Raw genomic sequence first — 24,161 nt, forward strand, 5'->3', positions numbered from 1 at the left:
CGAGATCCCCCAGGATCCGTCAGCGTCGTGAAACCAACGCTGAGCACCCTAGGCAATTCCGCTTCCGCCGGTAACCGGTCGTCGCGCTATATCTTTTCCATATTCGACGTCCGGCGCTTTTCGCGCTTTCGCCGTTCCGGCGCTTCGGGCTACGCGTCGCCGCGCATGGACCGGCGGATCTCCTCGAGCTTGTCGAGCCCGGCCTGCCGACGTGCCTCGAACCGGTCCTCGACCGCCTTCGCCTCCGGGGTGGCCTCGGCGAGCTCTTCCGCGCCGATCCCGGTGGCGACCCGACCCTCGATCCGGTCGCGGACGTGCTCGAACGTGGGCACGCCGCCCTCGGTGTAGTCGGCGGGAGGCACCACGACCGGGGCCGCCTCGTGCTCCACGACCTCGGCGTCGATCACCGGTTCCCGTTCGCCGCTCATCGCCCACTCCGTTCACTGTGCCGACCACGAGGCTACCTCTCGAGGAACGCCCAGGCCTCTTCCCGCCGGTCGCACCCGCGCCACCGGCAGAACCCTCCAGCCCGCGCCGGAGTGCTCGGGGCTGTTCGACTCCGTGCGTTCTTGTCCGGTTGTGTCAGTGACAGGCGTTTGGTCCAGACCATAGCCTGGGAGGTGCCGCCGCTGTCCGTCCCTGTCACGCAGAGGAGTTCCGCTCGTGAGGACAGCACGCACGATCACCGCCATAGCCGCCGCGGCCGTCGCGTCGGCCGCCCTGATCACCGCTCCCGCCGCCACCGCCGTCGCCGGTCCGGTCACCGACTGGGACCGGATGCTCGCCCAGCAGCCGCTCGTGCGCACCGCCGACACGATCCAGGCGGAGGTGCGGCGAGGCGGGCACACCGGTTTCGCCGGACTGGTCCTGGAAGACGACCACGTGGCCCTGTGGTGGAAGGGCGACGTGCCGGCCGCCGTGCGCGCCGCCGCGTCCCGGGGCGAGGCGCCGGTGACCTTCCAGGCCGCCCGCCACTCCGACGCCGAACTGCGCGAGGCCGCGAAGGTCGTGCAGGCGCAGCGCGGACCCGGCGTGCACGCGATCAAGCTCCCCGCCGACGGCAGCGGCCTGGTGCTGGGGGTGACGTCCGGGTTCGCGACCCGCTCCGTGCGGGTCGACGTGCCGGTGCGGACCGTGGTGGAGGAGCCGCTGGCGCCGGTGTCCCGCCAGAACGACGCGCCGCCGTGGAAGGGCGGCGCGACGATCGTGCTGGGCAACGCCGCGTGCACGTCCGGGTTCTCCGTCCGCAACGGCGACAACGCCCGGTTCCTGCTCACGGCGGGCCACTGCGGCAACCCCGGTGTGCGTGTCACCGACCCCACCGGCGAGTACATCGGCACGGCCGGCGCCAAGCACGGCGACCACGACATCATGCTCATCCCCACCGGCAACGTGGTGAACCAGCAGTACGTCGGCGGCGGTGACAGCAACTCCACCGAGGTGGTCCGGGGCTGGGGCGACGTCTACACCGGCGAGTACCTGTGCCAGTCCGGTGTCACCAGCGCCCGGGTGACCGGCGCGCCCGTGTGCAACATCAAGGTCCTGTTCTTCTACGCCGACCGCGAGGACCTGGTGGAGGGCGAGCAGATGAACGGCCAGCCCGCCGCGCGCGCCGGTGACAGCGGCGGACCCGTGTACGGCCCCTCGTCGGCGGGCGGCGTGATCGCCAAGGGCACCGTGACGAGGGCGGCGGGCGCGCGGATCGGCTTCCAGGACTTCCGCACCGCGAACCGCGACTTCGGCGTCTACATCCCGCTCTGACCGTCGACCGTCCACTGTCGACCCCGACCGCCGCCGGGGTCGACAGCGGGACGCCGTGACCGGACCTGCAACCGTCGGCCTCGCCTGACCCGGGGCCCGTGATGGACCGGTACCCCGCTCCTGCCCGCCTTCGAAGGCCCTCGGCCGCGGCCACCGCGCTGGTGCCGCGGCCCGAACGGCTCGGGGGTCAGCGCGACTCGACGCGCTCCTCCGCCTGGCGCGGCGCGAGGACGTTGGCGAAGCCGACGGCCAGCAGGCACAACGCCACCGGCACGAGGAACGCCACGTTCAGCGGGATCCAGTGGGCCAGACCGCCGATCAGCGCCGGGCCCGCGAGCAGACCCACGTAGCCGAGGCCGACGACCCGCGCCATCAACGCGCCGGACGACCGCTTGTCCAGGTTGCCCGCGGCCGAGAAGAGCTGCGGCACGCTGCCCGACAGCCCCAGGCCGAACAACGCCCAACCCGCGAACGCCAACCCCACCCACGGCGAGAACACCACGAGCAAGAGCCCGAACGCGGCCAGCGCCGACCCGTACCGCACGATCGCGACGGGCCCGACGAGCGCGGCGACCCGGTCGGTCGCGAACCGGCCCACGGTCATCGCCACCGCGAACGACCCGTAGGCGAAGGCCGCCGTGCTGGTGGAGGTGCCCAGGACGTCCTCGGCGTGCAGCGCGGCCCAGTCGTTGGCGACGCCCTCGGCCAGCATCATGGCGAACGCGATGGCGCCCAGCAGCCACACCAGCTTGGTCGACGGCTTGGCGGCCGGCGCGTCCGACGCGGCCTCCTCCGGCTCGGGACGGCCGTCCATCAGGAACCGGCTCGCCACCAGCGACACCACGATGGTGAACACGCCGCACGCGCTCAACGTCACCGCCGTGGGCACGTCGGCACCCAACGTGACCGCGCCCACCAGGGCCGCGATCGCGCCGCCGATCGACCACATCGCGTGGAACGACGCCATGATCGGCCTCGGGTAGGCGCGTTCCACGACCACGGCGTGCGAGTTCATCGCCACGTCGATCGTGCCGTTGCCGAAGCCGAAGCACAGCAGGGCCAGCCCCAACGTCCACCACGACGTGGCCAGGCCGGGGAAGAACAGGGCGATGCCGAGCAGCACCCCGGCCGCGGGCAGGAGCTTGCGCTGGCCGAACCGGTCGGCGAGCGGACCGGCCACCTGCATGCCGAGGAACGCCGCCGCGCCGAGCACGAGCAGCAGCCCGCCGAGGGCGCTGTGCGAGATGCCGGTCGCGCGTTCGACGTTCGGGATGTGCACCACCCACAGCCCGACGGCGAACCCGTTGATGGTGAAGTAGGTCCACGTCGCGACGCGTGCGGCGCGCGGCAGGGCGGTCGTCACAGGTTCTCCAGTCGTTCGGCTACGTGCACGAGCACCCCGCGCGCGGCCAGCTCGCGGCGCGCCTCGGCGGGGGAGTCGGGATCGGTGACCAGCACGTCCGGTCGGTCGGCGGGGCAGACGTGGGCCAGCGCGGTGCGCTCGAACTTCGTGGCGTCGGCGAGCACGACCGTGCGACCGGACACGGCCATCGCCTGCTGCTTGACCTCGGCGTCGGCCAGGTTGTGCGCGGTGAGCCCGGCGTCCAGGTCGATCGCGCACGGGCTGAGCACGGCCACGTCGAACCGCAGGGCGCGCAGCGACGCCAACGCCAGCGGGCCGACCATCGCCAGCTCGCCGGGCCTCGGCTCGCCGCCGGGCAGCAGCAGCCGCACCTCGGGCGCGTCGAGCAGCTCGCGCACCGCGTGCAGGGACAGGGGCATCACGGTGACCGGGCGGCCGCGCAGCAGCTTGGCCACCTCGACCGCCGTCGTGCCGCTGTCGAGCACGATCGTCTCGCCGTCCCGGATCAGCCCGACGGCCGCGGCGGCGATGGCGCGTTTCGCGCCGTTCGCGGTCGCCGTGCGCGCGGTGAACGGCGGTTCGACGCCCGCCGGGCTCAGCGGCACCGCCCCGCCGTGCACGCGGCGCAGCGCACCGCCCGCCGCGAGCAGGTCCAGGTCACGGCGGATGGTCATCTCCGACGCGCCGGTGGCCGTCGCCAGGTCCGCCACGGCGACCTGCGCGCCGGAGCGGAGCCGTTCGATGATCACCCGGTGGCGGTCGGCGCTCTTCACGTGAGCAACGGTCGCAAATTATGTGCGTTCGAACAAGTGGTTTGTGCTTACGATCGCATCCGGTCGGTCGAGCGGCCTCCGGCCGGTCGATCCGCACGTGACCGGGCTGGTGGGCGTGCCCGTGCGCGGCGCTCGGCCGAGGGCACCGTCACCTCCGCCGCCCGAGGTCGCCGGGCATCGCCGGCTCCGTCACCGCGCGGGCGAGTTCGTCGGCCGTCCCGGTCCGCCGCGGCGGCGGCGCGCCGACCGCCGCCGCGAGCGCGGACAGGTCGCCGACCTGCTGCTCGGTCAACCGGTGGGCCACGAAGCGGAAGTCGAGCCGCACCTCGACCCGCTTCGAGTGCTCCTCGACCAGGGCGCGGACCGCGGCGGCGTCCTTCCCGCACGCCTCGACGCCGTTGCGGGCCACCACGACGACGCGGTTGCTCTTGTCGCCCCGGAACGGGTAGTAGCGGTCGAAGTCGTCGATGGCGGCGAGGATGCCGCTGAGCAGCGTCGACCGGCCGCCCGGCTCGATCGAGCGGACCGCCTCGTCGATCCGCCCGCCCTGCCCTTCGCCGACCGGGACGACCTCAACCGTGTTGTCCGGCCGGTCGCACTCGCCGCCGAACCGGCGCAGGGCCAGCGCGTCGCCGTCGCCCGCGTTCCGGGCGGCCGAGCCGACCGCGTCCGCCACCTCGCGGAAGTCCGGGCCCGACGCGGAGGCGTCGACCAGGAACGTCACGCGGTGGTCCGGTGGCAGGTACGCGACGAGCCCCACCGTGACCAAGATCAGCAGGACGACGACTCCGATCAGCGTCAACCAGCGCTTCACCTCGCACCTCCTGTCCCCTGGCGCGCAGCGCGGTCCTCCGAGCCCACCGCGACGACCGTCCGGCGGACGGCACGACCGGCCTCGGTGACAGGGCTCCGCTCGTGTCGCGGATGTGCTGCGCCGGTTCGGTTGTACCGCGCGGTGGGAGCGGCTTGTGCGTCACATGACTCAGAAGCGCGGTGTTCCGCGCGTCAGCCGGTGACGTCCAGCACCCCCATCATTCCCAGGTCCTCGTGGGAGGCGATGTGGCAGTGGTAGACCGTGCGGCCCGGTTCGCCGCGGAACGGGACGGCGATCTCGACCGTGCCGCCCGGCGGGACGTTCACGGTGTCGCGCCAGGCCCGCAGCGGCTCCGGGACGCCGTCGCGGGACAGGACCTGGAACGAGTAGCTGTGCAGGTGGAACGGGTGGTCGGTGGTGTGGTCGTTGACGACCTCCCAGACCTCCAGGGTGCCGAGACGGGCCTGGAGGTCCACCCGGTGGTGGTCGAAGGTCCTGCCGTCCAGGGTGAAGTGGTCGGTCGCCGCGCCGCCGAACGCGATCCGCCGCCGGCGCGCGGCGTTCGCCTCGTCCAGCGCCTCCACGTCGCGCAACCGGGCGGGCAGCGCCACCGGGGCCAGGCCCGCCGGCACGTCCAACGCGGCCACCCGGAACGCGGCGCCGGCCGCCCCGCCCTCGCCGTAGACCGAGTACGGCAGCGCGGTGAGCTCCAGCCGGCCGGCGACGCTGGTGTCCACCAGCACCTCGGCGCGTTCACCGGGGGCCAGCAGGACTTCGGCGAGCTCGACCGGCTCGGCCACGAAACCGCCGTCGGTCGCGACCAGGTGCAGGGCGGTGGGCTCGCCCGACCGCCGCACGCCGAGCAGCAGGTGGTCGCCCGCCGTGGCGTTGAGCAGGCGCAGGCGGGTCCGGCCGCTGGTGGGCGTCAGCACGGGGCGGACCGCGCCGTTGACGCTGACGTCCGGGCCGGTGCGGGTGAGCATCAGGAGCCGGTCGTCGCACGACTCCAGCAGCTCGTCGGTCGCGCCGGTGACGACGATCGGCCCGGCGAGGCCCGCGAGCAGCTGCCGTTCGACGTCGCCGTGGGCGTGCGGGTGGTACCAGTAGGTGCCGGCGACACCCTCGGGCACGGTGAACTCCTGCGCGCTCGTCGAGCCGGGCGACAGGTGGGTCAGCGGGGCGTCCACCGCCGGTGCGAGCGGCAGGCCGTGCAGGTGGAGGCTGCTGTCGGCGTCGAGGCCGTTGCGGAACTCCAGCCGGACCCGGTCGCCTTCGCGGAGCTTGACCAGCGGACCGGGCGTGGAACCGTTGTACTGCAGCGAGTTCCCGGTTCCGGTGGCGACCAGCTCACCGCGCAGCACGCCGTCCGCGCCCGCGCGCAGCGGGAGCGTGGCGGGCTGGGGGAGCGCCGGGCCGTCGGCGGGCCCGGCCAGGGAGGCGCGCAGGAGCGGCACACCGCCGGCGACGAGCGCCCCGGCCGTCAGCCCGCCCGCGATCAGCGCGGTGCGCCGGGACATCTTCCGCTCAGCCATGGTGGTGCGCTCCGGTGGACGTCGCGGGCGCGGCGGTGGGGGACGTCAGCGCGTCGTCGGTGACGGTCAACCGGCCGACCATGCCCTTCTCGCGGTGGTCGCCGGCCGCGCAGTGCACCGCGTACCGACCCGGCCGGGCGTCCACCACGGCGATCCGGGTCCGGCCGCTGGGCACCTCGAGGTCCACGCCCAGCTCGGTGATGGTGAACGTGTGGTTGTCGTCGGTGTCGTTGGTGAACTTGAACGCCACCGGCTGTCCCCGGCCGACGCGCAGCTGTGCGGGGGAGAACTTGAAGTTCGTCAGGTCCACGGTCGGCAGCGCGGCGAGCTGCTCGTCGGTCAGCGACCCGGTGTCGTCGGCCTGGGGCCACACCACCAGCAGGGTCGCCGCCAACGCCACCCCGACGGCCGCGCCACCGCCGACGCCGACGAGCCGGTCGCCGCGCCCGGCGCTCGGGCGCAGCACCAGGACCAGCGACGACACGATCGCCACCCCGGCGGCGGCCACGAGCGCCGCCGCGGTCGCGAACGGCAGCACGGCACCGGGTCGGACCAGGTCGAACGCCAGGTCGACCGGCCGGATGATCACCACCAGTGCCGCCACCGCGATCGTCGCGAACGGCGCCACCCGGGCGCGTCGCCACAGCAGCACGGCCGCGGCCAGGGGCAGGACCGAGACGGCGGCCATGCCCGGGTCGGGTCGCCCGGCCAGGACCAGGAAGGCGAACGCGTTCGCCGCCGCCAGGACCGCGGCCGCGGCCAGGGCGGTGTTCGCCGAGGAGGTCCGGCGTCGGGGTGCAGGGGTGCTCATGACGACTCCAGGTTGGTGATTGATTAGTCACTCACTACTCGCACAGCTCATCGTGCACCTGACAACCTGTCAAGCGGAGCTGAGAAACCGACCGCTTCTCGCTGGTGAGTGTTCAGTCACTCTTCGCGGTGCGGTAACGGCTGCGGGAACCGGGCCGATGACCTGCGTACATCCGTTCGGCGCAGGGAAGTGGTCGTGGTGGTGGAGAACTCGCCGTCAGGTCTGGTCATGCTGGAGGCCGGGGTGCCGGTCGTCGTGACGGGCGAGGAGGATCACCAGGCGTGGTTGGCGAGGTACCCCGTCGCGCCGGGTGGGCAGCGTCGCGTCGCGGTCGGGTTGACGTGGTGCGTGATCGGTTCGGGCAAGTACCGCGGCCAGTACGCCGTCGAAGTCAGGTTGGACGGTCGGCGGGTCGGTGAGCTGACGTACCTGATGTCCCGGCGCTACGCCGACATCATGGGCCAGGTGCTCGACGCCGGTGGCGTGCCGGGGTGCGAGGCGGTGATCCGGGTCGGCGACCGCGGCCTGGAGGTCGTGCTCTACCTGCCGCGTGACGCCTCGGGTGTCGTCGTGCCGCCGCAGACGGCCGTCCTCGCCCCGCCGGCGCCGCGGAAGTCCCACCGTCCTGTGTGGATCGCCGCCGGGGCCGTGGTGCTCCTGTTCGTCGTGATCGGGGCGTTCGCGGACGAAACACCGTCCACGAAGGACACCGCCGCCGCGCTCACCACGACCGCGACCAGCACGACGACCACGACCACCGTGCCGACTACGACGACGACCACCACCACGACCACCACGACTACGACCGCCACCACGACGACTACGGCCACCACGACCACCGCCGCGCCTGCTCCGAAGCCGCAGCCCAACCCCGAACCGAAGCCGCAACCCAACCCGCAGCCCGACACGGCGACCCAGGCCCCGCCGCCGCCCGCGCCGAACCAGGGCTGCCACCCCAGCTACCTGCCGTGCGTGCCGTTCGCGAGCGACGTCGACTGCCGACCCGGCAAGGGCAACGGTCCCGCGTACGTGACCGGCCCGATCACGGTGATCGGGCCGGACGAGTACGGCTTGGACTCGGACCACGACGGCGTCGGCTGCGAGTAGGCGGGCGCCTGCCCGCCCGCGTCAGCCGCAGTGCTTGTCGGTGTGGATGCAGGAGTTCGGCGCACGGATGCGCAATGTCTCCCTGAACAGCGGTGTCCGCCGAGCCTTGGGAGGGCTACCCACACAAGGGAGTCGGGGCGTCGTCGATGAAGGGCAGGGAGTCATGCCACGGAGGTTCGCGTCGTTCTTGGCGTCGGTGTTGCTCGCGGCGGCCGGCGTGGTCGCCACCACCGGCGCGGCCGGCGCGGTGACCGTGGAGCAGGTCTGCGTCGGCACGTGGGCGGTGACCTACGACCCGCCCATCACCAACACGCCGCGGGTCGTGGAAGGTCACCTCACCGGATACTTCCCGACCTGCACCAACCTCGCCGCGCCCAGCGGGTCCTACGACCAGGTGTTCACCGACACCGTGTCGTGCGCGACGCTGCTCAGCGCGGGCGCGGCGGCGCGCACGTACACGTGGAGCAACCCGCTGGCCGCGCCCACGACCTTCGCCTACAACTGGACCGTCAGCGACGTCGCCGGCCAGGCGGTGATCACCAACACGGGCCTGATCACCGGCGGCACGTTCGCGGGTGCGAGCGCGGAACAGGTGGCCGTGCTGGTGACACCGGACGTCCTGGGATGCGGTGGCGCCGGGATCTCCAGCCTCACCGGCCCGACCACGCTGACCGTGTTCCGCCCGTAGCCGCGACCGTCACCAGGCGATGGGGAGGGTGGCGAGGTAGTCGGTGAGCAGGCCGTTGATGAGCCGGTGGTCGTTGAGGGAGAAGTGCCAGTCGCAGCCGAGCCGGTCGAGCCTGGGGTCCTCGTAGTTCCAGAAGCGGACCAGGCGGTCGCCGCGGGCGTTGCGGTCGGTGACGACCTGCTCGGCGGCCTGGGCGAACAGGTTCGTGGCGCTGACCACGATGACCGTGCCGGGACCGTACTGGGTGCGGAGCTTGTCGAGGAAACCCTGGTACGCGGACTTGTAGGCGGCGGTCAGGCTGTCCGGGGTCCACTGCTCGCCGGGGTTGATCGCGGTGGAGAAGTCGTTGGTGCCCAGGCCGACCACGACCAGCTGGGGGTGCCACGTGGCGGGGTTGCGCCACACGTCGCCGGGCACGTTCTGCAGGCCGCGCTCGTAGAAGGTGCGGAAGGTGGTGTCCGGTTCGCCGCCGTTGTAGTTGCGGACCATGCCGCGGCCGGAGTGGGCGTTGACCTGGTAGTCCGCGCCGAGCGCGCGGGCGGTGAGCGGGCCGAACGCGAGGTCGGTGTTGGTGTTGCGGTCGACGCCGCCGTTGGCCGAGCAGTCGCGGGTGGTGGAGGTGTTGCCGTAGCCGGCGGTCAGCGAGTCGCCGATGAACTCGATCTGGCGGGTGCGCGCGGTCGGCTTGGCGAGGATCTCGCCGCCGGCCGCGGGCAGGAACCCGCCGAACTGGCCGGTGGCCCAGGCGCTCTCGGTGCGCTTGACCAGCCGCACGGTGTGCTCGGCGTTGCTCAGGCCGTTGATCCACCGGGTGATCCGGCCGGGCGTGACCAGCGTGGCGACGGTCGTCCCGTCGACCTGGACGTCGTAGTCGTTGACGCTGTCGTCGAGCACGATGCCCACGCCGGTGCCGCGGAAGCGGCTCTCGAAGTAGATGCCGGGCCACGTGTACCGCGCGGCGGCCTCGGTGGCCCGGACCCGGCCGACGGTGTGCGACTGGCCGAGGACGTCGGTCACCGGCGGCGTGGACGTGGTCGTGGTCGTCGTGGTGGTCGTGGTCGTCGACGTGACGGTGGTCCCGGTGCACGGGGTGCCGTTGAGCGCGAAGTCCACCGGCGTCGGGTTCGAGCCGGTCCACGAGCCGTTGAAGCCGAACCCGGCGCTCGCGCCGGTGCCGAGGCGGCCGTTCCAGCTCAGGCTGTCGACCTGGACCCGCGCGCCGGACTGGCTCGCCGTGCCGTTCCACAGCTGGGTGACCTTCTGGCCCGCGGCGAACGACCACGTCAACCGCCAGCTCGCGACCGGGTCGCCGAGGTTGCTCACGCTCACGTTCGCGCCGAAGCCGCCCGTCCACTGGTTGCCCACCTGGTAGGCGACCCGGCAGCCGGTGGCCGCCTGGGCGGGCGCGGTGACGGCGGCGGCGGTCAGGGCGGCGGTCACGCCGACGACGACCGCGCCGGCGATCACCGACCGATAGCGGGTGGTGCGCACCTGGTTCCTCCACGGGCCGGTCCGACGAATGCGCCTGGGAGCGCTCCCGGAGACGGTAGCGAACATATTTCGCAACCAGAAGGTTTGGCGCGGATCAGGGCCGCAGCGTATTGATTGGCGCCCGGATCGAGATGTCGGCCGGGTGGTGCGGCTCGCCGGGATCGCCGACCACCGCCGAGCAGCCCGGTGCGCCCTGACCGGGCAGGGGGAGTCTCGCTGTCCGTCACCCGATGGCTCGGTTCACCCGCTCACGGCCGGCCTCGACGCGCGCGTGGTGCCAGGCTCCCGGGCGAAAGCCCGGTCGGTGAACGAGGCAGGAGCACGAATGCGGGTCCCGTGGCGGTTGCTGGTCGTCCTCGCCGTCGGCGCCGTCACGGTGTCGGGCACCGCCGCCGCGCCCGCCGAGCGCGTGGCCCGGCAGCACGTTCCCTCGCTGGAGCTGGACGGCGACTCGTTGACCTGGTCGCAGTTGGTGACCGTGCTGGAAGCCGACCGCGTCACCGTCCACCTGGGCCTGAAGTCCCGCCAGGAGATGGCCGGGACCCGGCGGGGCGCCGAGGCGGCGCTCGCGGCCGGGCAGCGCGTGTACGGGTGGAACCAGGCGTTGGGCCCCTTGAAGGACGAGCCGCTGCCCGAAGCCGAACGGGTGGAGTTCCAGCGGCGGGTGCTGCGCTCGCACGCCGCCGGCGTCGGTCCCGCGCTGGACGACCGGGTGGCGCGGCTGGCGCTGGTGCTGCGGGCCAACACGATGGCCCGCGGCGCGATGGGCGTGCGACCGGAGTTCGTCGACCGGATCCTGGAGCTGGTCAACGCGGGCGTGACGCCCCGGATGCCGGAGATCGGGTCGTTGGGCACCGGCGACCTCCAGCCGATGGCGGCGGCGGGCCTGGTGCTCACCGGCGAACCCGCGCCCGCCCGCTTCCAGGGCCGGGAAGGGCCCGCGCCGGAGATCCTCGCCGCGGCCGGCGTGGCGCCCGGCTTCACGCTGGCCCAGGGCGAGGCGTTGCCGCTGATCAGCGGGAGCAGCGTGGTCACCGCCCGCTACGTCGACGCCGTCGTGCGCGCCGAACGGCTGCTCGACACCTACGACGGCGCGTTCGCGCTGTTCCTGGAGGCGACCAGGGCCGAACAGGGCGCGTTCGACGCCCGCACCCACGAGGAACGGCGCATCCCCGCCGAGGTCGAGGCCGCCCGCGTCACCCGGGCGCTGATCTGCGGCACGGGCTGGATGACCGACGAGGGGCGCAAGGCGATGGGCGACGACAGCCCCCGCATCCAGGACGCCGTGTCGATCCGCGCCACCCCGCACATCGTCGGCGCGCTGCGGCAGCGACTGGCCGACGCCCGCGGTCACGTCGAGCGCGAGGCCAACGCGTCCACGTCCAACCCGCTGGTGTTCCCCAAGCCGGGCGGCGGCCACGAGTTCGTCATGGGCGGCAACTGGGACGCCGCGCTGCTCGGCCACGAGATCGACGCGCTCAACGCCCAGGTCGCCGACCTCGGCGTGCTGTCGCAGGAGCTGTCCGCGCGGCTGCTGGCCGACAAGTGGAGCTACCACCTGCCGGCCAACCTCGCCGGGGGAGAGGTCGGCCTGAACTCGGGCATGGTGCAGGTGCAGACCGTCGCCGTGGCGCTGGTGCCCGAGATGCAGCAACTGGCCACGCCGGCCGGCACGCTGTCCCGGCCGGCGAAGTTCGGGCAGGAGGACCACAACACGATGGCGATGGCCTCGGTCCGCGCCCTGCACGCCAACCTCGACCGCCTGGAGACGGTGCTGGCCGTGCACGTCCTGATGGCGGCCCAGGGCATCGACCTGATCAAGGACAGGATGGCCGCGTTCCCGCTGGGCCAGGGCACGGTCCGGTTGCACCGGGCCGTCCGCCGGCACATCGCGCCGTTGGGCGACGACCGCTACCTGACCCCGGACCTGGAGAAGGCGACCGACCTCGTGCGCAGTGGCGAGCTGAGCCGCGAGGTGCGTGCCGCTCTCTCCCCGGGCGGGCACGAGTGCGCGGCCTGACGATCCGGCGGGGAAGCCGCCGGCGGCGGGTGTAGGCGGTCGGACGCGACCGGCGACGTGGGCGGACCTGGTTCGGACCTTTGTGGAAGGTTGAGCGGTCCAGTTGTGGGAGCGCTCCCAAATGTGAGTCTTCTTGTTGTCTTCTGCTCGGGTTTGTGGATAGATGAACGGCGTTTGCGATGGGCCTCATAGTCGAGCCCCGAGGAGAGTTCCATGCCCCGTGCCGCCAGACGGCTGTCCGCCCTGCTCTTGGCACTCCTGCTCACCCCCGTCCTCGCCGGTCCCGCGACCGCCGCCGCGCCGCCCGCGCACGGCCTCAAGGGCGAGTACTTCCGGATGTCCGCGCCCGGCGCCCGCGACTTCGCCGAGTCCGGCGGCGCCACCCTCGACCCGAACGTCGACTTCGCCGACCTCACCGGCGTCTTCCAGCAGCTCACCGGCCGCACCGAGCACACCACCGCCCGCTGGACCGGCCGCCTCACCGCGCCCGCCACCGGCGACTACACCTTCCACGCCGTGGGCGACAACGGCTTCCGGATGTTCCTCGACGGCGCGCCGGTCATCGACCACTGGGTCGGGGACTGGGACGTCGAGCAGCACAGCGCGCCGGTCCACCTCGTCGCGGGCGAAGCGCACGACTTCCGGATGGAGCTGTTCCAGGACGTCGGCGGCGCGAACCTGCGCCTGCGCTGGTCCACGCCGACGCTGGCCAAGCAGCCCGTGCCGGAGACGGCGTTCCTCCCGCCCGCGGACTTCCCGGTCTACCCGGTCGGCCTCACCGTGGCGCCCGACGGCAGGCGGCTGGAGGCGGCCTTCGACCGGCAGGTGCACCACCTCGGCGACCTCAAGGCGCACCTCAAGGTCGAGGTCGACACCGTGCCGTTCCCGGTCGAGTCCGTCGCCCTCGACCGACGCGACCGCACCAAGGTCGTCGTGCGGCTCGGCGCGACCATCCAGAAGCCGCAACGGGTCCGCGTCACCTACGACGGCGACGGCGGCCTGGTCGTCGGCGCGGAGACCGTGCCGCGGATCATCCGCAGCGCGACCAACACCTCCACCCAGCGCCTGCTCACCGAGTGGGGCGAACACGTCGACGAGAACCGCCCGCTGCCCGAGTACCCGCGCCCGCAGCAGAAGCGCGACGAGTGGCTGAACCTCAACGGCCAGTGGGAGTTCTCCGCCGCCACCGCGGGGCAGCAGCCCGAGTTCGGCCGCCGGCTCCCCGAGCGGATCACCGTGCCGTTCCCGGTGGAGTCCCAGCTGTCCGGCCTGGAACGGCACGAGGACCACATGTTCTACCGCCGCCAGTTCGACGTGCCGCGCGACTGGCGGGTCGGCCGCGGCCAGCGGCTCAAGCTCAACTTCGGCGCGGTCGACCACCACGCCCGGGTGTGGGTGGACGGCACGCTCGTCGCCGAGCACACCGGCGGCTACACCGCGTTCACCGCCGACGTCACCGACGCCCTGCGCGGCGGCGGCCGGCACGAGCTGATTGTCGCGGTCACCGACACCACCGGCGACAACCAGCCGATCGGCAAGCAGTCCCGAAACCCGGGCGGCATCGTCTACACGCCGTCCTCGGGCATCTGGCAGACCGTGTGGCTGGAACCCGTGCCGGACAAGGCGATCGACGACGTGAAGACCACCCCGGACATCACCGGCGGCACGCTCGCCGTGCACGTGTCGTCCTCGACGGCCTCGCCGACCGCCAAGGTCACCGCCACCGCCCGCGACCAGCGGGGCAAGAAGGTCGGCACGGTCACCGGCGCGCCGAACACCGACCTGACCCTGCCGGTGCCCAACCCGCGCCTGTGGAGCCCCGCCGACCCGTACCTGTACGACCTGGACGTGTCCCTGGAGGACGGCCGCGCCAAGGACGAGGTCGAGAGCTACTTCGGCATGCGTTCCATCGGTGTGCGTGACGTCGCCGGCTTCCCGAAGCTCGTCCTCAACGGCGAGCCGGTGTTCTCGCTGGCCATGCTCGACCAGGGTTTCTGGCCCGACGGCCTGAACACCGCACCCAGCGACGAAGCGCTGGCGTGGGACATCAAGGCCCAGAAGGACCTCGGGTTCAACGCGCTGCGCAAGCACATCAAGGTCGAGCCCGCCCGCTGGTACTACCACGCCGACCGGCTCGGCATGCTGGTGTGGCAGGACTTCGTGAACGTCAACGTCACCGACCGGACCGGGCAGGAGGCGTTCCTCACCGAGGGCCGGCGTGCGATGGCGCAGCTGCACGACTCGCCCGCCGTCATCGGCTGGGTCGTGTTCAACGAGGGCTGGGGCGAGTGGAACCGGGAGGAGACCGGCCGCATCACCGAGTCGGTGAAGGCCGCGGACCCGTCCCGGGTCGTCAACGCCCACAGCGGCGTCAACTGCTGCGCGTCGAAGGGCGACTCCGGCAAGGGCGACGTGATCGACCACCACGACTACAACAACACCGACCCGGCCTGGCCGGACGCCACCCGCGTGGCGATGGACGGCGAGCACGGCGGGTTCACCCTGCGCACCCCCGGCCACCAGTGGCCGGGCGCGCCGGCCGTGATCTACAGCGGTGTGGCCGACAAGGCGGCGCTCACCGCCAAGTACGTGTCGAACACCGGGACGCACTACCTCGACGCGGCCGGCGCGGAGCTGTCCGGGTCGGTCTACACGCAGATCACCGACGTGGAAACCGAGCTGAACGGCCTGTGGACCTACGACCGGCGGGAGATCAAGGTCGACCCCAGGCCCGTGCGCGAGATCAACGAGCGGGTCATCGCGGCCGGCGCCGCGGCGGCCGAGCGCACGTACGACGGGCAGGGCTTGTGGTCGTTGGACGGCAACGGCGACGACACCGGTGGCGCGCCGGACCCGGTGTCCCTCACCGGGGACGCGGCGTGGACGACCGGCGTGCGCGGGCAGGCGCTGACGTTCGACGGGAACGGCGACTACGCCCAGACCGCCGGGCCGGTGCTGGACACCACCGGCTCGTACTCGGTGTCGGCGTGGGTGCGGATGGACTCGCTGCCCGGCAACTACGCCACCGCGGTCAGCCAGGACGGCCGCCGCGTGGAGAACCCGTTCTACCTGCAGTACGGGCAGGGCAGGTGGGCGTTCAGCGTGCCCGGCGGCCGGCGGGCCACGCTCGCCGCCACACCGGAGCCCGGCCGCTGGTACCACCTGGTGGGCGTGCGTGACGAGGCGGCGGGCGAGAACCGCCTGTACGTCGACGGCGTGCGTGCCGCCGCGATCCCGATCGGGCCGGACGAGGTGAGCACCGGGCCGTTGGCCATCGGTCGCGCCAAGTACGCCGGGGTGCGCGGCGACTTCTGGCACGGCTCGGTCGACGAGGTCCGCGCCGTGGACCGCGCCCTGACCGACGCGGAGGTGGCGGAGCAGCACGCCGCCCGCTGACCGCCCGGTCCGAGGCCGAGCCCGCGAGTCGTCACCGCCGTGATCCCGCCCGGTGACGACTCGCGGGCCGCCGTGCTCCCCAGCGGCCCGCGCGGAGCACCCTCCGGGCCGATGTCGCCGGGCGTGAGCACGGACACCTCGAGGCCGGAGCCGACGCCGTCGGTCTCGCGGCGGCAGTCGACCAGGGTGACCGTGCAGCAGACAGCCGGTCCACCGGCACCGGATGGGCGCCCCGCCGCGCGATCCGCTCGTTCAGACCGATCAAAGTAGACATTGACAGAACCGGCAGGGCGCTCAGGCCGGTCCCGTCGCGGGCCCTGGTCGCCCGCGCCGGATCGCGCACCAGGCGGACCGCCCTGCCGATCGCACCGGACAGCCACCGCGCCGCCCCGGCCGATGCCGGACCCGGGCCACTTCTCCACCTCGACCGGCAGGGCCGGGCCGTCGGCCGCCACGTCCAGCCCCCCGGCGCGGTCAACGCCGGCTTCGCGCCGTCGTGCGACACCCTTGATCGGGTACACCACCACGGTGCTGCCTCGTGACGATCGTTCACGAACGACCTGCCGGTAGCCTCGGCCCCCGCCTGCGGTCGACGGGCGGAACGGGGGCGACGATGGCGGCGGCGGACGCGAACACGGCTCGGATCGTCGAGTTCTGGCGCACGGTGGAGATGTTCAGCCCGCAGAAGACCGAAAAGGTCGACCGCGAGCGCATGGTCTACGCCGTGCGGCCGGGTGAACCGCTGCCGTGGGAACCCGGCCACGAGCTGGCACGTCGGCGGCTGCGGCCCAACCAGGCCTGGCGCCACGTCGTCTACCTCGGCATCTACCCGCTGGACAGCGTGTTCGAGGTGCTGTCGCGGGTGTTCACCCCGGACGCGGAGAGCTACGACGAGCGTCCGGCGGGTGAGAGCGCCGTCGGCGCGTTCGCGGTGGACGAAAGCGGTCACGCCGTGCTCGACTCGGAAGTGCTCTCCAGCTGTGCCTGGGCGACCGGCCAGGTGGTTCGACACGGAGGCGGCCCGGTCGACTGGCTGTCCGGCTTCGACAAGTCCGCCGAGGGGTTCTCCGAGGTCTGGCGGGACATCGTCACCGTCGAGGACGTCGGACCGGGCGGTCACGCCGAAGTCCCGACGCCGTTGCGCCTGGACCACGACCGCCTCACCGCCTGCCTCGATGCCGCCGTCGCCGCCACGGGCGCCGGCGTCGCCCTGCGGCCGGGTGGGATCCGCGTCAGCAGCCAGGTCGTGGCCCGGCGCACGGCGACCTCGAATCACCACGACTTCCTCAACAGCTTCATCGTGGACGACCTGGGCACCGTGGCCGGGCGGCTCGCCGACGGCGACTTCGGCGCGGCGTTGCGCGACTACCTGGCGCCCGAGGAGGTGATCGCCAGGTCGAGGCGGGTCGACGTCCGTGACGACGTCCACACCGTGCTGGAGGCCACCGCGCCCGACTTCGTGCCCTCCGGCCGGTGGCCGAGCAACCCCGAACACCCCTTGGCCCTGAACCAGCAGCTCGCGGTGAGCACCGCGGCGAGCATGCCCGGCGCCGGTGTGACAGGTGTCAACGGACCGCCGGGCACCGGCAAGACGACGATGCTGCGCGATCTGGTCGCGGCGCTGGTCGTGGCACGAGCCGAACGGCTGTCGACGCTCGGCGACCCCGGCAAGGCGTTCACCGGTAAACAGTTGCGGTGGAAGACCGGGCAGCGCACGCGGGTCGTCGGCGAGTGGCGTTCCGATCTCGTCGGGTTCGAGATGGTGGTCGCGTCGTCCAACAACGGCGCGGTGCAGAACGTCACCGACGAGATCCCGGCGGCGGACGCGATCCACTCGTCCTGGCGCGACCACGCCGCCGAGGTCGACTACTTCGCCGAGATCGCGGGCAGCCTGCTCGCCACCGAAACCGGCTCCGGGTCCGGGTCCGGGTCGGAACACGATGCCGGCGCCGGTTCCGAGGAGACGACGGCCGCTTGGGCGCTCGTCGCGGCACGACTGGGCAACAAGGCCAACCGCAGCCGCTTCGTCAACGCCTTCTGGTACGAGACCAGGAAGAAGGACGACCCGAAGTCGTGGGACGGGATGCTCGCGGTCCTCAAGGGTTACGAGAACACCACACCCGGATCCACGTGGCGGCAGGCCGTGGCGGAGTTCCGCGCCGTGGAGTCGCGCGTGAACGCCATCCGCTCTCGCCGGACCGAGGTGTACCAGGCGGTGGTGCGGCACCGCCGGCTGACGGAGGAGGTCGCGGGCCTGCGGCGGGACGTTGCCGATGCCCGGGAACGCCTCGCGTCCGCCCGCGACCGGCACACCACCGCCGCAGTCGTGGCCGACCGGCTGGGTGCGGAGTTCGCCGAGGTCGAAGCGGCACACCGGGCCGAGGTCGACCGGATCACGCGCGAGCACCTGGCCTCCGCCGAGCAGGCGGTCGCGGCCTGGCGGGAACAGCTGGGGATCCGCTGGCACGCCCACCGCGAGCACCAGCGGAACCGCCCCGGCTTCCTGGAGTGGTTGCGGACGCTCGGCAGCCTCAACCGGCAGTGGAGGGGGTACGACGCGTGGCTCGCCCACCAAGTCCAACAGGCGCAGGCGGGATTGGCCTCGGCGCAACGCGTCCCACCTCCGACGACACCCCGTCCGCCAAGCATCCCGGCGGCCTTGACGGAAGCGGAACGCGATGTCACCGCCGCCCACCGGGACGTGGAAGCCGCGCGACTGGCCGGTGAGGAGAGCGAACGAGCGCTCCGCGTCCGCGAGGTCGGACTCGCCGACGCGCGGCGACTCACGGAGGCCGGCGCGGACGCCCTGGGCAGGCACTTCCCGGGCGACGCGTGGCACCACGACCGTGAGAGCCGCGAGACGACCGCGTTGTGGACCGACCCGGAGTGGAACGCCGCCCGCAGCGAGTTGTTCCTGGCCGCCTTGGCACTGCACAAGGCGTTCCTCCGGCACGCGCCCACCCAGATGCGGCGCAACCTGCAAGCCGCCATGGACCTCGTCGCGGGGGAGGCGCCGTCGGACATCACGGCGGACGCGGCCCTGGAGGCGTGGCGCAGCCTGTTCTTCGTCGTGCCGGTGGTCTCCACGACGTTCGCCTCCTACGCCAGGCTCTTCGGGCACCTGGGGCACGAAGCCCTCGGCTGGCTGCTGGTCGACGAAGCCGGGCAGGCGACCCCGCAGAACGCGGTCGGCGCGTTGTGGCGCACGCGGCGTGCGGTCGTCGTCGGCGATCCGTTGCAGCTGGAACCGGTGACCACCCTGCCCTTCCGCGCCGAGCAGGCGATCAGGTCGCAGTTGGGCGTCGACGAGCGGTGGTCGGCGAGCCGGACCTCCGTGCAGCGGCTGGCCGACCGCCTGACGCCGCTGGGCACGCTGCTGCCCGACGGTGAGGGCGAGACGTGGGTCGGGGTGCCGCTGACCGTCCACCGGCGTTGCGACCAGCCGATGTTCGACATCGTGAACACCATCGCCTACGACGGCCTCATGATCGACGGCACGGGAGAGGCGGCGGGGGAGCGGTTCGCCGAGGCCTACCCGGAGCTGCCGGCGTCGAAGTGGATCGACGTCGTGTCGAACACCTCGCAGGGTCACTGGGTGCCGGAGGAGGGCGAATGGCTCGACCGCGTGCTCGGCGCCCTGGCGGACTTGGACTTCGACATGTCGGAGGTCATGGTGGTCGCCCCGTTCCGCGACATCGCGCGACGCGTCGCGACCCGCGCCCGTCGGCACCCAGGGCTGGTGGCGGGCACCATCCACACCGCGCAGGGCAAGCAGGCGGATGTCGTGGTGCTCGTCCTCGGCGGTGACCCGGCGCGTCCGGGCGCGCGCCGTTGGGCAGCCGGCAAGCCGAACCTCCTCAACGTCGCGGTGAGCCGTGCCAAGCGCCGCCTCTACGTCATCGGCAACCGGTCCGCCTGGTCCTCGCAGCGCTACTTCGACGTGCTGTCCGCGAACCTCCCCACCTGACCCCGGCAGCTCTCCCGGACCGACCTGGTCGACCGCGTAATTCGCTGTGCGGTCGACTGGCGGGGTGGTAGACAGCGCCGGTGGATGAGAGTTTGGGGTTCGCGCGGTTGTCGGAGCTGATCGACGAGCGGTCGGCGGCGTTTCGGGCTGCGGTCGCTTCCGCGCCCAGCCTCGACGTGACGGTGCCGACCTGCCCGGAGTGGACGTTGCTGGACCTGGTGCGGCACATCGGGGAGGGACGCCGTCGCTGGGCGGCCACCGTCGCCGCCGGGCCCGCCGACGCGCCCGCGGCCAGGTCGACGTGGCAGCAGGACCCGCCTCGGGAGCGCGAGGCACTGCTGGAGTGGCTGGCCGAGGGGACGCGGCAGCTGCTCGACGCGCTGCGGGAAGCCGGCCCCGATCGCGGTTGCTGGACGTGGTGGGGTGCCTCGCAGTCGCCGAGGACCACCGGCGCCGTCGCACGGCACCAGCTCCAGGAGATCGCGGTGCACACCTACGACGCCCAGCTCGCCGCGGGCGCCCCGGAGCCGCTGCCGGAGGTCGTGGCGTTCGACGGCGTGGACGAGTTCCTGGTCACGTGCTGCGCGACGACGTCCCCCTGGCCGCACGAGCCCGCCGTCGTCGACTACCACGCCACCGAGGGCCGTTCCTGGCGACTGCTGCTCTCCGCCGACGGCGCGCTGGTGACCGACGTCGGCACGGACGCCGCCGACGCCTCGGCCCGGGGCCCGGCCTCCGACGTGGTCCTGTTCCTCTACGGCCGCATCCCCGCCGACTCCTTGGAGCTCGACGGCGACCGACGCCTGTTCGACTGGCTGGCCGCCTGGGAACCCGCCTGACCCGCACCTCTCACACCTCGGTGAAGGCCGCCGGGGTCGAGGCGCGCGAAGGCATGAGGGACGGCGTCCTCAGGGAGCGCCGTGACGGGCCCCGACCCCGGTGAGGACCGGGGCCCGTCACGGCGACACGTCACTGGTTGGGCGGCGCCGGGTGGCCTTCGGACGCCTGCACGACCACGATGCCCTGGCCCGACAGCGCGAGCTGGTAGGCCTCGCCCGAGCCGCGCCCGATGGCGGCGCCGAGCTTGGCGGTCTTGCGGATCGAGGACTGCAACGAGGTGGACCACAGGACGGAGGACTGCATGTCGACGTACGTCGGCACGTCCACGTTCAGCACGACCGGCGTGCCGAAGGCGGTGACGGCGAGCGCGCCGGTGCCGGTGAACGTCGTGTTGAACAGGCCGCCGCTGAGCATCGACGCGCCCTCGACGCGGTTGATGTCCCACTTGAGGGTGCTCTCGAACGCGAGCACGTTCTTGCCGTTGACCGTCACGCCCTCGTTCTCGAGGTAGAGCACGAACACCTCGTCGGCGTCCTGCGCGAGGAACACGTCGCCGCTGCCGGAGACCTTCATCAGCGACATCCCCTCACCGGTGAAGGCCTTCTTGAACAGCTTGCCGAGGCCGCCGCTGCCCTCGTAGGCGAAGTCGACGTCGCCCTGGTAGGCGACCATCGACCCCTGCTTGGCGAAGAAGAACCCGCCGCTGCCGGTGAGGTCGACCTTGAGCATGCGGTCGTTCTGCAGTTGGAAGCTGCCGGGCTCGACGGACCGCTCGGCGTGGTTGAACAGTGAGCTGCGCATCCCCCGATAGTGCAGGTGATCATCGTCGGCCGCACCACCGGGGGCACGGCCGACGCGCGGGTCGAGCCCGGCGGTGGAAACCCGGTCGGTTTCGTCCGCCCACCGCACTAGGGTGCCGCCGGTGACGGAGAAGGCGCTGACGGCAGCCGGGCAGGACTGGGAAGAGCAGGCGCGGAACTGGATCGCTTGGGTCCGCGAACCCGGCCTCGACTCCTACTGGCGTTATCGCGACGAGTTCTTCGCGCTCGTGCCGACCGCCGGCCGGGCCACCCTCGACGTCGGCTGCGGCGAGGGCCGGGTGGCCCGCGACCTCGTCGAGCGCGGGCACCGGGTCACCGGCATCGACGCCTCGCCGACCCTGGTGGAAGCAGCGCGGCTGGCCGATCCCGGGAGCCGGTACCTGCGGGCCGACGCGGAGGATCTCCCCTTCCCCGACCACAGCTTCGACCTCGTCGTCGCCTACTGCGTGCTGATGGACGTCGACGACCCGGCGGGCACCATCGGCGAGATCGGCCGGGTGCTCGAACCCGGCGGCAGGCTCTGCCTGTCGATCACCCACCCGATCACCAACACCGGCAGCCGCCGCGACGGCGTGTTCGTCCTCGACCGCCCCTACTTCGGACGTCACCGCTTCGAGGAGGAGGTCGAGCGGGAAGGGCTGCGGATGAAGTTCCAGGGGTGGAACCACCCGTTGAGCGCCTACACCACGGCGTTGGAAGAGTCCGGCCTGCTGATCGAGGCCCTGCGGGAGCCTCGGGTCGCCGACGACGCGTTCCCGTGGCACCTGTGGATGAGGGCGGTCCGCCCGCGACTGCCCGAGGTCACCCGCACCTGACCGGTGGGGTCGGACGAGATGCCTGCCTTTCGCACTCTCTATAGCTTCAGTGTTGCATGAAAGCAACGCATCGGTGGCCCCTGGCGGTGATGACCGAGTTCTCGGCATGTGAGGATTCGTCGGGTAATCGCGACCAAGGGGGACGGAATGGGTGACGGGCGGTTCACCAGGGGTCACGTGGTCACGTTGATGATCACCTCGCTGATCGGTGTCGGCTTCGGCGCCGGGTGGTGGTTCTCCGGGGTGGCGGCGGTGTCGGCCGGCGGGACCGCGCTCGCGGTGGTGGGTGCCGTGATCGCCTTGGCGCTGACCGGGTGGGTGTTCCGCTTCGGCCGCGCCGGTCGTGGGTCGCCCCCCGGTGGTGGTCGGTCCGACAGCCCGTTCGGCAAGGGGTACGGGATCGCGGTGCTGCTCATGCTGGTGGCGATCTTCGGCGGCGCACGGCTGCTGGCGTCGCTCGACCTCGCCCGGGCGACACCCGCGTGGGTGCTGTTCGTCGTCGGCGCGCACTTCGCGCCGTTCGCGAAGCTCTTCGGCTCGAACCGGTACCTGCTGCTGGCCGCGCTGCTCTGCGGGACGGCCGTGTTCGCCGTCGTGCTCGGCGCGGTCGGGCCGGAGTGGGCGTGGCGGCTGGTGCCCGGCTTCGGCGGCGCGGCGGTCCTGTGGGGGACGGTCGTGGCCGGCTTGCGCGACGGGTGGCGGCAGGTGGCCCGGGACGCGGTCCGCGCCGGCTAGGAGACGGCCTTCAGCGGCTGGTCGCCGCCGCCGCGCCACGTGGCCGCCAACTCGTGCAGCGGCAGGTCGAGGGCCTCGCTGAGGCTGACGATCGTGCCGAACCCCGGTGACGGCAGGCGGCCGGTCTCGATCTTGCGCAGGGTTTCCGGCGAGATGCCGGCCGCCTGCGCGACCTCCGCCGGGTCGCGTTCCGCTCGCGCGCGGCGCAGCAGGGCGCCGAGACGCCTGCCTGCTTCGATCTGCTCGGGGGTGAGCGGTTGGCGGACCATGCCCCCAGGATAGGGTTGGTATTGTAATACCGGCAAGTGCTACGGTGTCGGTATAACAATACCAACACCCCGGGGCGCGAGGTTTCCGTGATCGAGTTGAAGACGCCTGCGGAGATCCGCCGCATGCACGTGGCCGGGCGCTTCGTCGCCGAGGTGCTCGACGAGGTCGGCCGGCTCGCCGACGTGGGCGTCAACCTGCTGGACCTGGAGCACCACGTGCGCGGCATGATCGAACGGCGCGGTGCGGAGTCGTGCTACTGGGACTACGCGCCGTCCTTCGGCAGCGGTCCCTTCCGCAACGTCATCTGCCTGTCCGTCAACGACGCCGTGCTGCACGGCCTGCCGCACGACTACGCGTTGCGCGACGGCGACGTGCTCAGCGCGGACCTCGCGGTCGGCATCGACGGCTGGGTGGCCGACTCGGCGCGCACGGTGATCGTCGGCACGCCCGCCGAGGAGGACCTGCGGATCATCCGCGCCACCGAGGAGGCGTTGGAGGCGGCGATCGAGGTGGCGCGGCCCGGCAACCGCCTGGGTGACATCTCCGCGGCCATCTGGGCGGTGGCCCGCGACCACGGCTACCCGGTCAACACCGAGTTCGGCGGCCACGGCATCGGCCGGACCATGCACGAGGACCTGCACGTGTCCAACAAGGGCCGGCCGGGCCGCGGCCTGACGCTCCGGCCGGGGTTGACGCTCGCGCTCGAACCCTGGTTCACGCGCACGACCGATCGGATCGTCTACGACGACGACGGCTGGACCATCCGCTCGGCCGACGGTTCGCGCACGGCCCACTCGGAGCACACGATCGCCATCACCGAGGACGAACCCCTGGTGCTCACCCGGCGCGACTCGGAAGAGCCCGCGACGAAGGCCGACCCCGCCGGCGGGTGACCGGCGGGGTCTGGGAAGCCTCCCGCCGCGCCCGGGGGACATCCCGCGGCGGGCGGCTTCCTGG

General features: G+C 72.6%; 19 protein-coding genes. 10 read left to right on the plus strand and 9 right to left on the minus strand.

The window, feature by feature from the left end:
- Positions 1-149 precede the first annotated feature (149 nt).
- Complete coding sequence (locus IOD16_RS13250; RefSeq protein WP_123741963.1) at positions 150-428, minus strand: PspA domain-containing protein; 279 nt, start codon at positions 426-428, stop codon at positions 150-152.
- Positions 429-663: 235 nt separating this feature from the next.
- Between IOD16_RS13250 and IOD16_RS13255 the strand changes: the two genes are divergently transcribed.
- Positions 664-1,761 (plus strand): hypothetical protein, encoded by a 1,098-nt coding sequence (locus tag IOD16_RS13255; protein WP_201440285.1) that lies wholly within the window; start codon positions 664-666, stop codon positions 1,759-1,761.
- Positions 1,762-1,948: 187 nt separating this feature from the next.
- Here IOD16_RS13255 and IOD16_RS13260 read toward each other — a convergent pair whose 3' ends face one another.
- From IOD16_RS13260 to IOD16_RS13280, 5 genes are all read right to left on the minus strand, one after another.
- Positions 1,949-3,124, minus strand: coding sequence for an MFS transporter (locus IOD16_RS13260; protein WP_201440286.1), 1,176 nt, complete (start codon positions 3,122-3,124; stop codon positions 1,949-1,951).
- Entirely contained in the window at positions 3,121-3,897 is a 777-nt protein-coding gene (locus tag IOD16_RS13265) for a DeoR/GlpR family DNA-binding transcription regulator (protein ID WP_236594948.1), read from the minus strand. Before IOD16_RS13265 ends, IOD16_RS13260 begins: the two co-directional genes overlap by 4 nt.
- Positions 3,898-4,045: 148 nt before the next feature.
- A complete protein-coding gene (locus IOD16_RS13270; RefSeq protein ID WP_201440287.1) occupies positions 4,046-4,711 on the minus strand; it encodes a hypothetical protein in 666 nt (221 codons plus the stop codon).
- 191 nt (positions 4,712-4,902) lie between these two features.
- On the minus strand, positions 4,903-6,243 hold the full coding sequence (locus tag IOD16_RS13275; protein WP_201440288.1) for a multicopper oxidase family protein: 1,341 nt from the start codon (positions 6,241-6,243) through the stop codon (positions 4,903-4,905).
- Complete coding sequence (locus IOD16_RS13280; RefSeq protein WP_201440289.1) at positions 6,236-7,054, minus strand: cupredoxin domain-containing protein; 819 nt, start codon at positions 7,052-7,054, stop codon at positions 6,236-6,238. Before IOD16_RS13280 ends, IOD16_RS13275 begins: the two co-directional genes overlap by 8 nt.
- Before the next feature lie 195 nt (positions 7,055-7,249).
- Between IOD16_RS13280 and IOD16_RS13285 the strand changes: the two genes are divergently transcribed.
- Positions 7,250-8,161: a hypothetical protein gene (locus IOD16_RS13285; RefSeq protein WP_201440290.1), complete on the plus strand. Its 912-nt coding sequence runs from the start codon at positions 7,250-7,252 to the stop codon at positions 8,159-8,161.
- Positions 8,162-8,324: 163 nt separating this feature from the next.
- Entirely contained in the window at positions 8,325-8,849 is a 525-nt protein-coding gene (locus IOD16_RS13290) for a hypothetical protein (protein WP_201440291.1), read from the plus strand.
- 9 nt (positions 8,850-8,858) lie between these two features.
- Here the strand turns inward: IOD16_RS13290 and IOD16_RS13295 are convergent, their stop codons facing one another.
- On the minus strand, positions 8,859-10,340 hold the full coding sequence (locus IOD16_RS13295; RefSeq protein WP_236594949.1) for a cellulose binding domain-containing protein: 1,482 nt from the start codon (positions 10,338-10,340) through the stop codon (positions 8,859-8,861).
- 325 nt (positions 10,341-10,665) lie between these two features.
- Here IOD16_RS13295 and IOD16_RS13300 point away from each other — a divergent pair, with 325 nt between their 5' ends.
- The 4 genes from IOD16_RS13300 to IOD16_RS13315 all read left to right on the plus strand — a co-directional run bounded on the left by IOD16_RS13300 (position 10,666) and on the right by IOD16_RS13315 (position 20,562).
- On the plus strand, positions 10,666-12,360 hold the full coding sequence (locus IOD16_RS13300; RefSeq protein ID WP_201440293.1) for an HAL/PAL/TAL family ammonia-lyase: 1,695 nt from the start codon (positions 10,666-10,668) through the stop codon (positions 12,358-12,360).
- Positions 12,361-12,573: 213 nt separating this feature from the next.
- On the plus strand, positions 12,574-15,756 hold the full coding sequence (locus IOD16_RS13305; RefSeq protein ID WP_201440294.1) for a LamG-like jellyroll fold domain-containing protein: 3,183 nt from the start codon (positions 12,574-12,576) through the stop codon (positions 15,754-15,756).
- 613 nt (positions 15,757-16,369) lie between these two features.
- Entirely contained in the window at positions 16,370-19,723 is a 3,354-nt protein-coding gene (locus IOD16_RS13310; RefSeq protein ID WP_236594950.1) for a DEAD/DEAH box helicase, read from the plus strand.
- Positions 19,724-19,803: 80 nt separating this feature from the next.
- Positions 19,804-20,562, plus strand: coding sequence for a maleylpyruvate isomerase family mycothiol-dependent enzyme (locus IOD16_RS13315; RefSeq protein ID WP_201440295.1), 759 nt, complete (start codon positions 19,804-19,806; stop codon positions 20,560-20,562).
- 130 nt (positions 20,563-20,692) lie between these two features.
- Here IOD16_RS13315 and IOD16_RS13320 read toward each other — a convergent pair whose 3' ends face one another.
- Positions 20,693-21,364, minus strand: coding sequence for an AIM24 family protein (locus IOD16_RS13320; RefSeq protein WP_123741948.1), 672 nt, complete (start codon positions 21,362-21,364; stop codon positions 20,693-20,695).
- Between the two features lie 121 nt (positions 21,365-21,485).
- On the opposite strand from IOD16_RS13320, the gene IOD16_RS13325 reads away from it, so the two are divergent.
- Both IOD16_RS13325 and IOD16_RS13330 read left to right on the plus strand, forming a co-directional pair.
- A complete protein-coding gene (locus tag IOD16_RS13325; RefSeq protein WP_201440296.1) occupies positions 21,486-22,199 on the plus strand; it encodes a class I SAM-dependent methyltransferase in 714 nt (237 codons plus the stop codon).
- Between the two features lie 147 nt (positions 22,200-22,346).
- Positions 22,347-22,934 (plus strand): hypothetical protein, encoded by a 588-nt coding sequence (locus IOD16_RS13330; protein ID WP_201440297.1) that lies wholly within the window; start codon positions 22,347-22,349, stop codon positions 22,932-22,934.
- On the opposite strand, the gene IOD16_RS13335 is transcribed toward IOD16_RS13330, so the two are convergent.
- The gene (locus IOD16_RS13335) at positions 22,931-23,203 is read right to left on the minus strand and encodes a helix-turn-helix transcriptional regulator (protein WP_123741946.1); all 273 of its coding nucleotides are present in this window, start codon (positions 23,201-23,203) and stop codon (positions 22,931-22,933) included. The genes IOD16_RS13330 and IOD16_RS13335 overlap by 4 nt on opposite strands.
- 87 nt (positions 23,204-23,290) lie before the next feature.
- Between IOD16_RS13335 and map the strand changes: the two genes are divergently transcribed.
- On the plus strand, positions 23,291-24,097 hold the full coding sequence (map, locus tag IOD16_RS13340) for a type I methionyl aminopeptidase (RefSeq protein WP_201440298.1): 807 nt from the start codon (positions 23,291-23,293) through the stop codon (positions 24,095-24,097).
- Positions 24,098-24,161: the final 64 nt, after the last annotated feature.

The sequence above is a fragment of the Saccharothrix sp. 6-C genome (genome assembly GCF_016695385.1).
Lineage (GTDB): Bacteria > Actinomycetota > Actinomycetes > Mycobacteriales > Pseudonocardiaceae > Actinosynnema > Actinosynnema texasense.

What these genes read in the sequence shown, in the direction of transcription:
- IOD16_RS13330 (WP_201440297.1), top strand. Translation starts at nt 22,347, where the DNA reads ATGGGTGACGGGCGGTTCACCAGGGGTCACGTGGTCACGTTGATGATC.
- IOD16_RS13300 (WP_201440293.1), top strand. Translation starts at nt 10,666, where the DNA reads ATGCGGGTCCCGTGGCGGTTGCTGGTCGTCCTCGCCGTCGGCGCCGTC.
- IOD16_RS13305 (WP_201440294.1), top strand. Translation starts at nt 12,574, where the DNA reads ATGCCCCGTGCCGCCAGACGGCTGTCCGCCCTGCTCTTGGCACTCCTG.
- IOD16_RS13280 (WP_201440289.1), bottom strand. Translation starts at nt 7,054, where the DNA reads ATGAGCACCCCTGCACCCCGACGCCGGACCTCCTCGGCGAACACCGCC.
- IOD16_RS13320 (WP_123741948.1), bottom strand. Translation starts at nt 21,364, where the DNA reads ATGCGCAGCTCACTGTTCAACCACGCCGAGCGGTCCGTCGAGCCCGGC.
- IOD16_RS13310 (WP_236594950.1), top strand. Translation starts at nt 16,370, where the DNA reads ATGGCGGCGGCGGACGCGAACACGGCTCGGATCGTCGAGTTCTGGCGC.
- IOD16_RS13250 (WP_123741963.1), bottom strand. Translation starts at nt 428, where the DNA reads ATGAGCGGCGAACGGGAACCGGTGATCGACGCCGAGGTCGTGGAGCAC.
- IOD16_RS13290 (WP_201440291.1), top strand. Translation starts at nt 8,325, where the DNA reads ATGCCACGGAGGTTCGCGTCGTTCTTGGCGTCGGTGTTGCTCGCGGCG.
- IOD16_RS13335 (WP_123741946.1), bottom strand. Translation starts at nt 23,203, where the DNA reads ATGGTCCGCCAACCGCTCACCCCCGAGCAGATCGAAGCAGGCAGGCGT.
- IOD16_RS13275 (WP_201440288.1), bottom strand. Translation starts at nt 6,243, where the DNA reads ATGGCTGAGCGGAAGATGTCCCGGCGCACCGCGCTGATCGCGGGCGGG.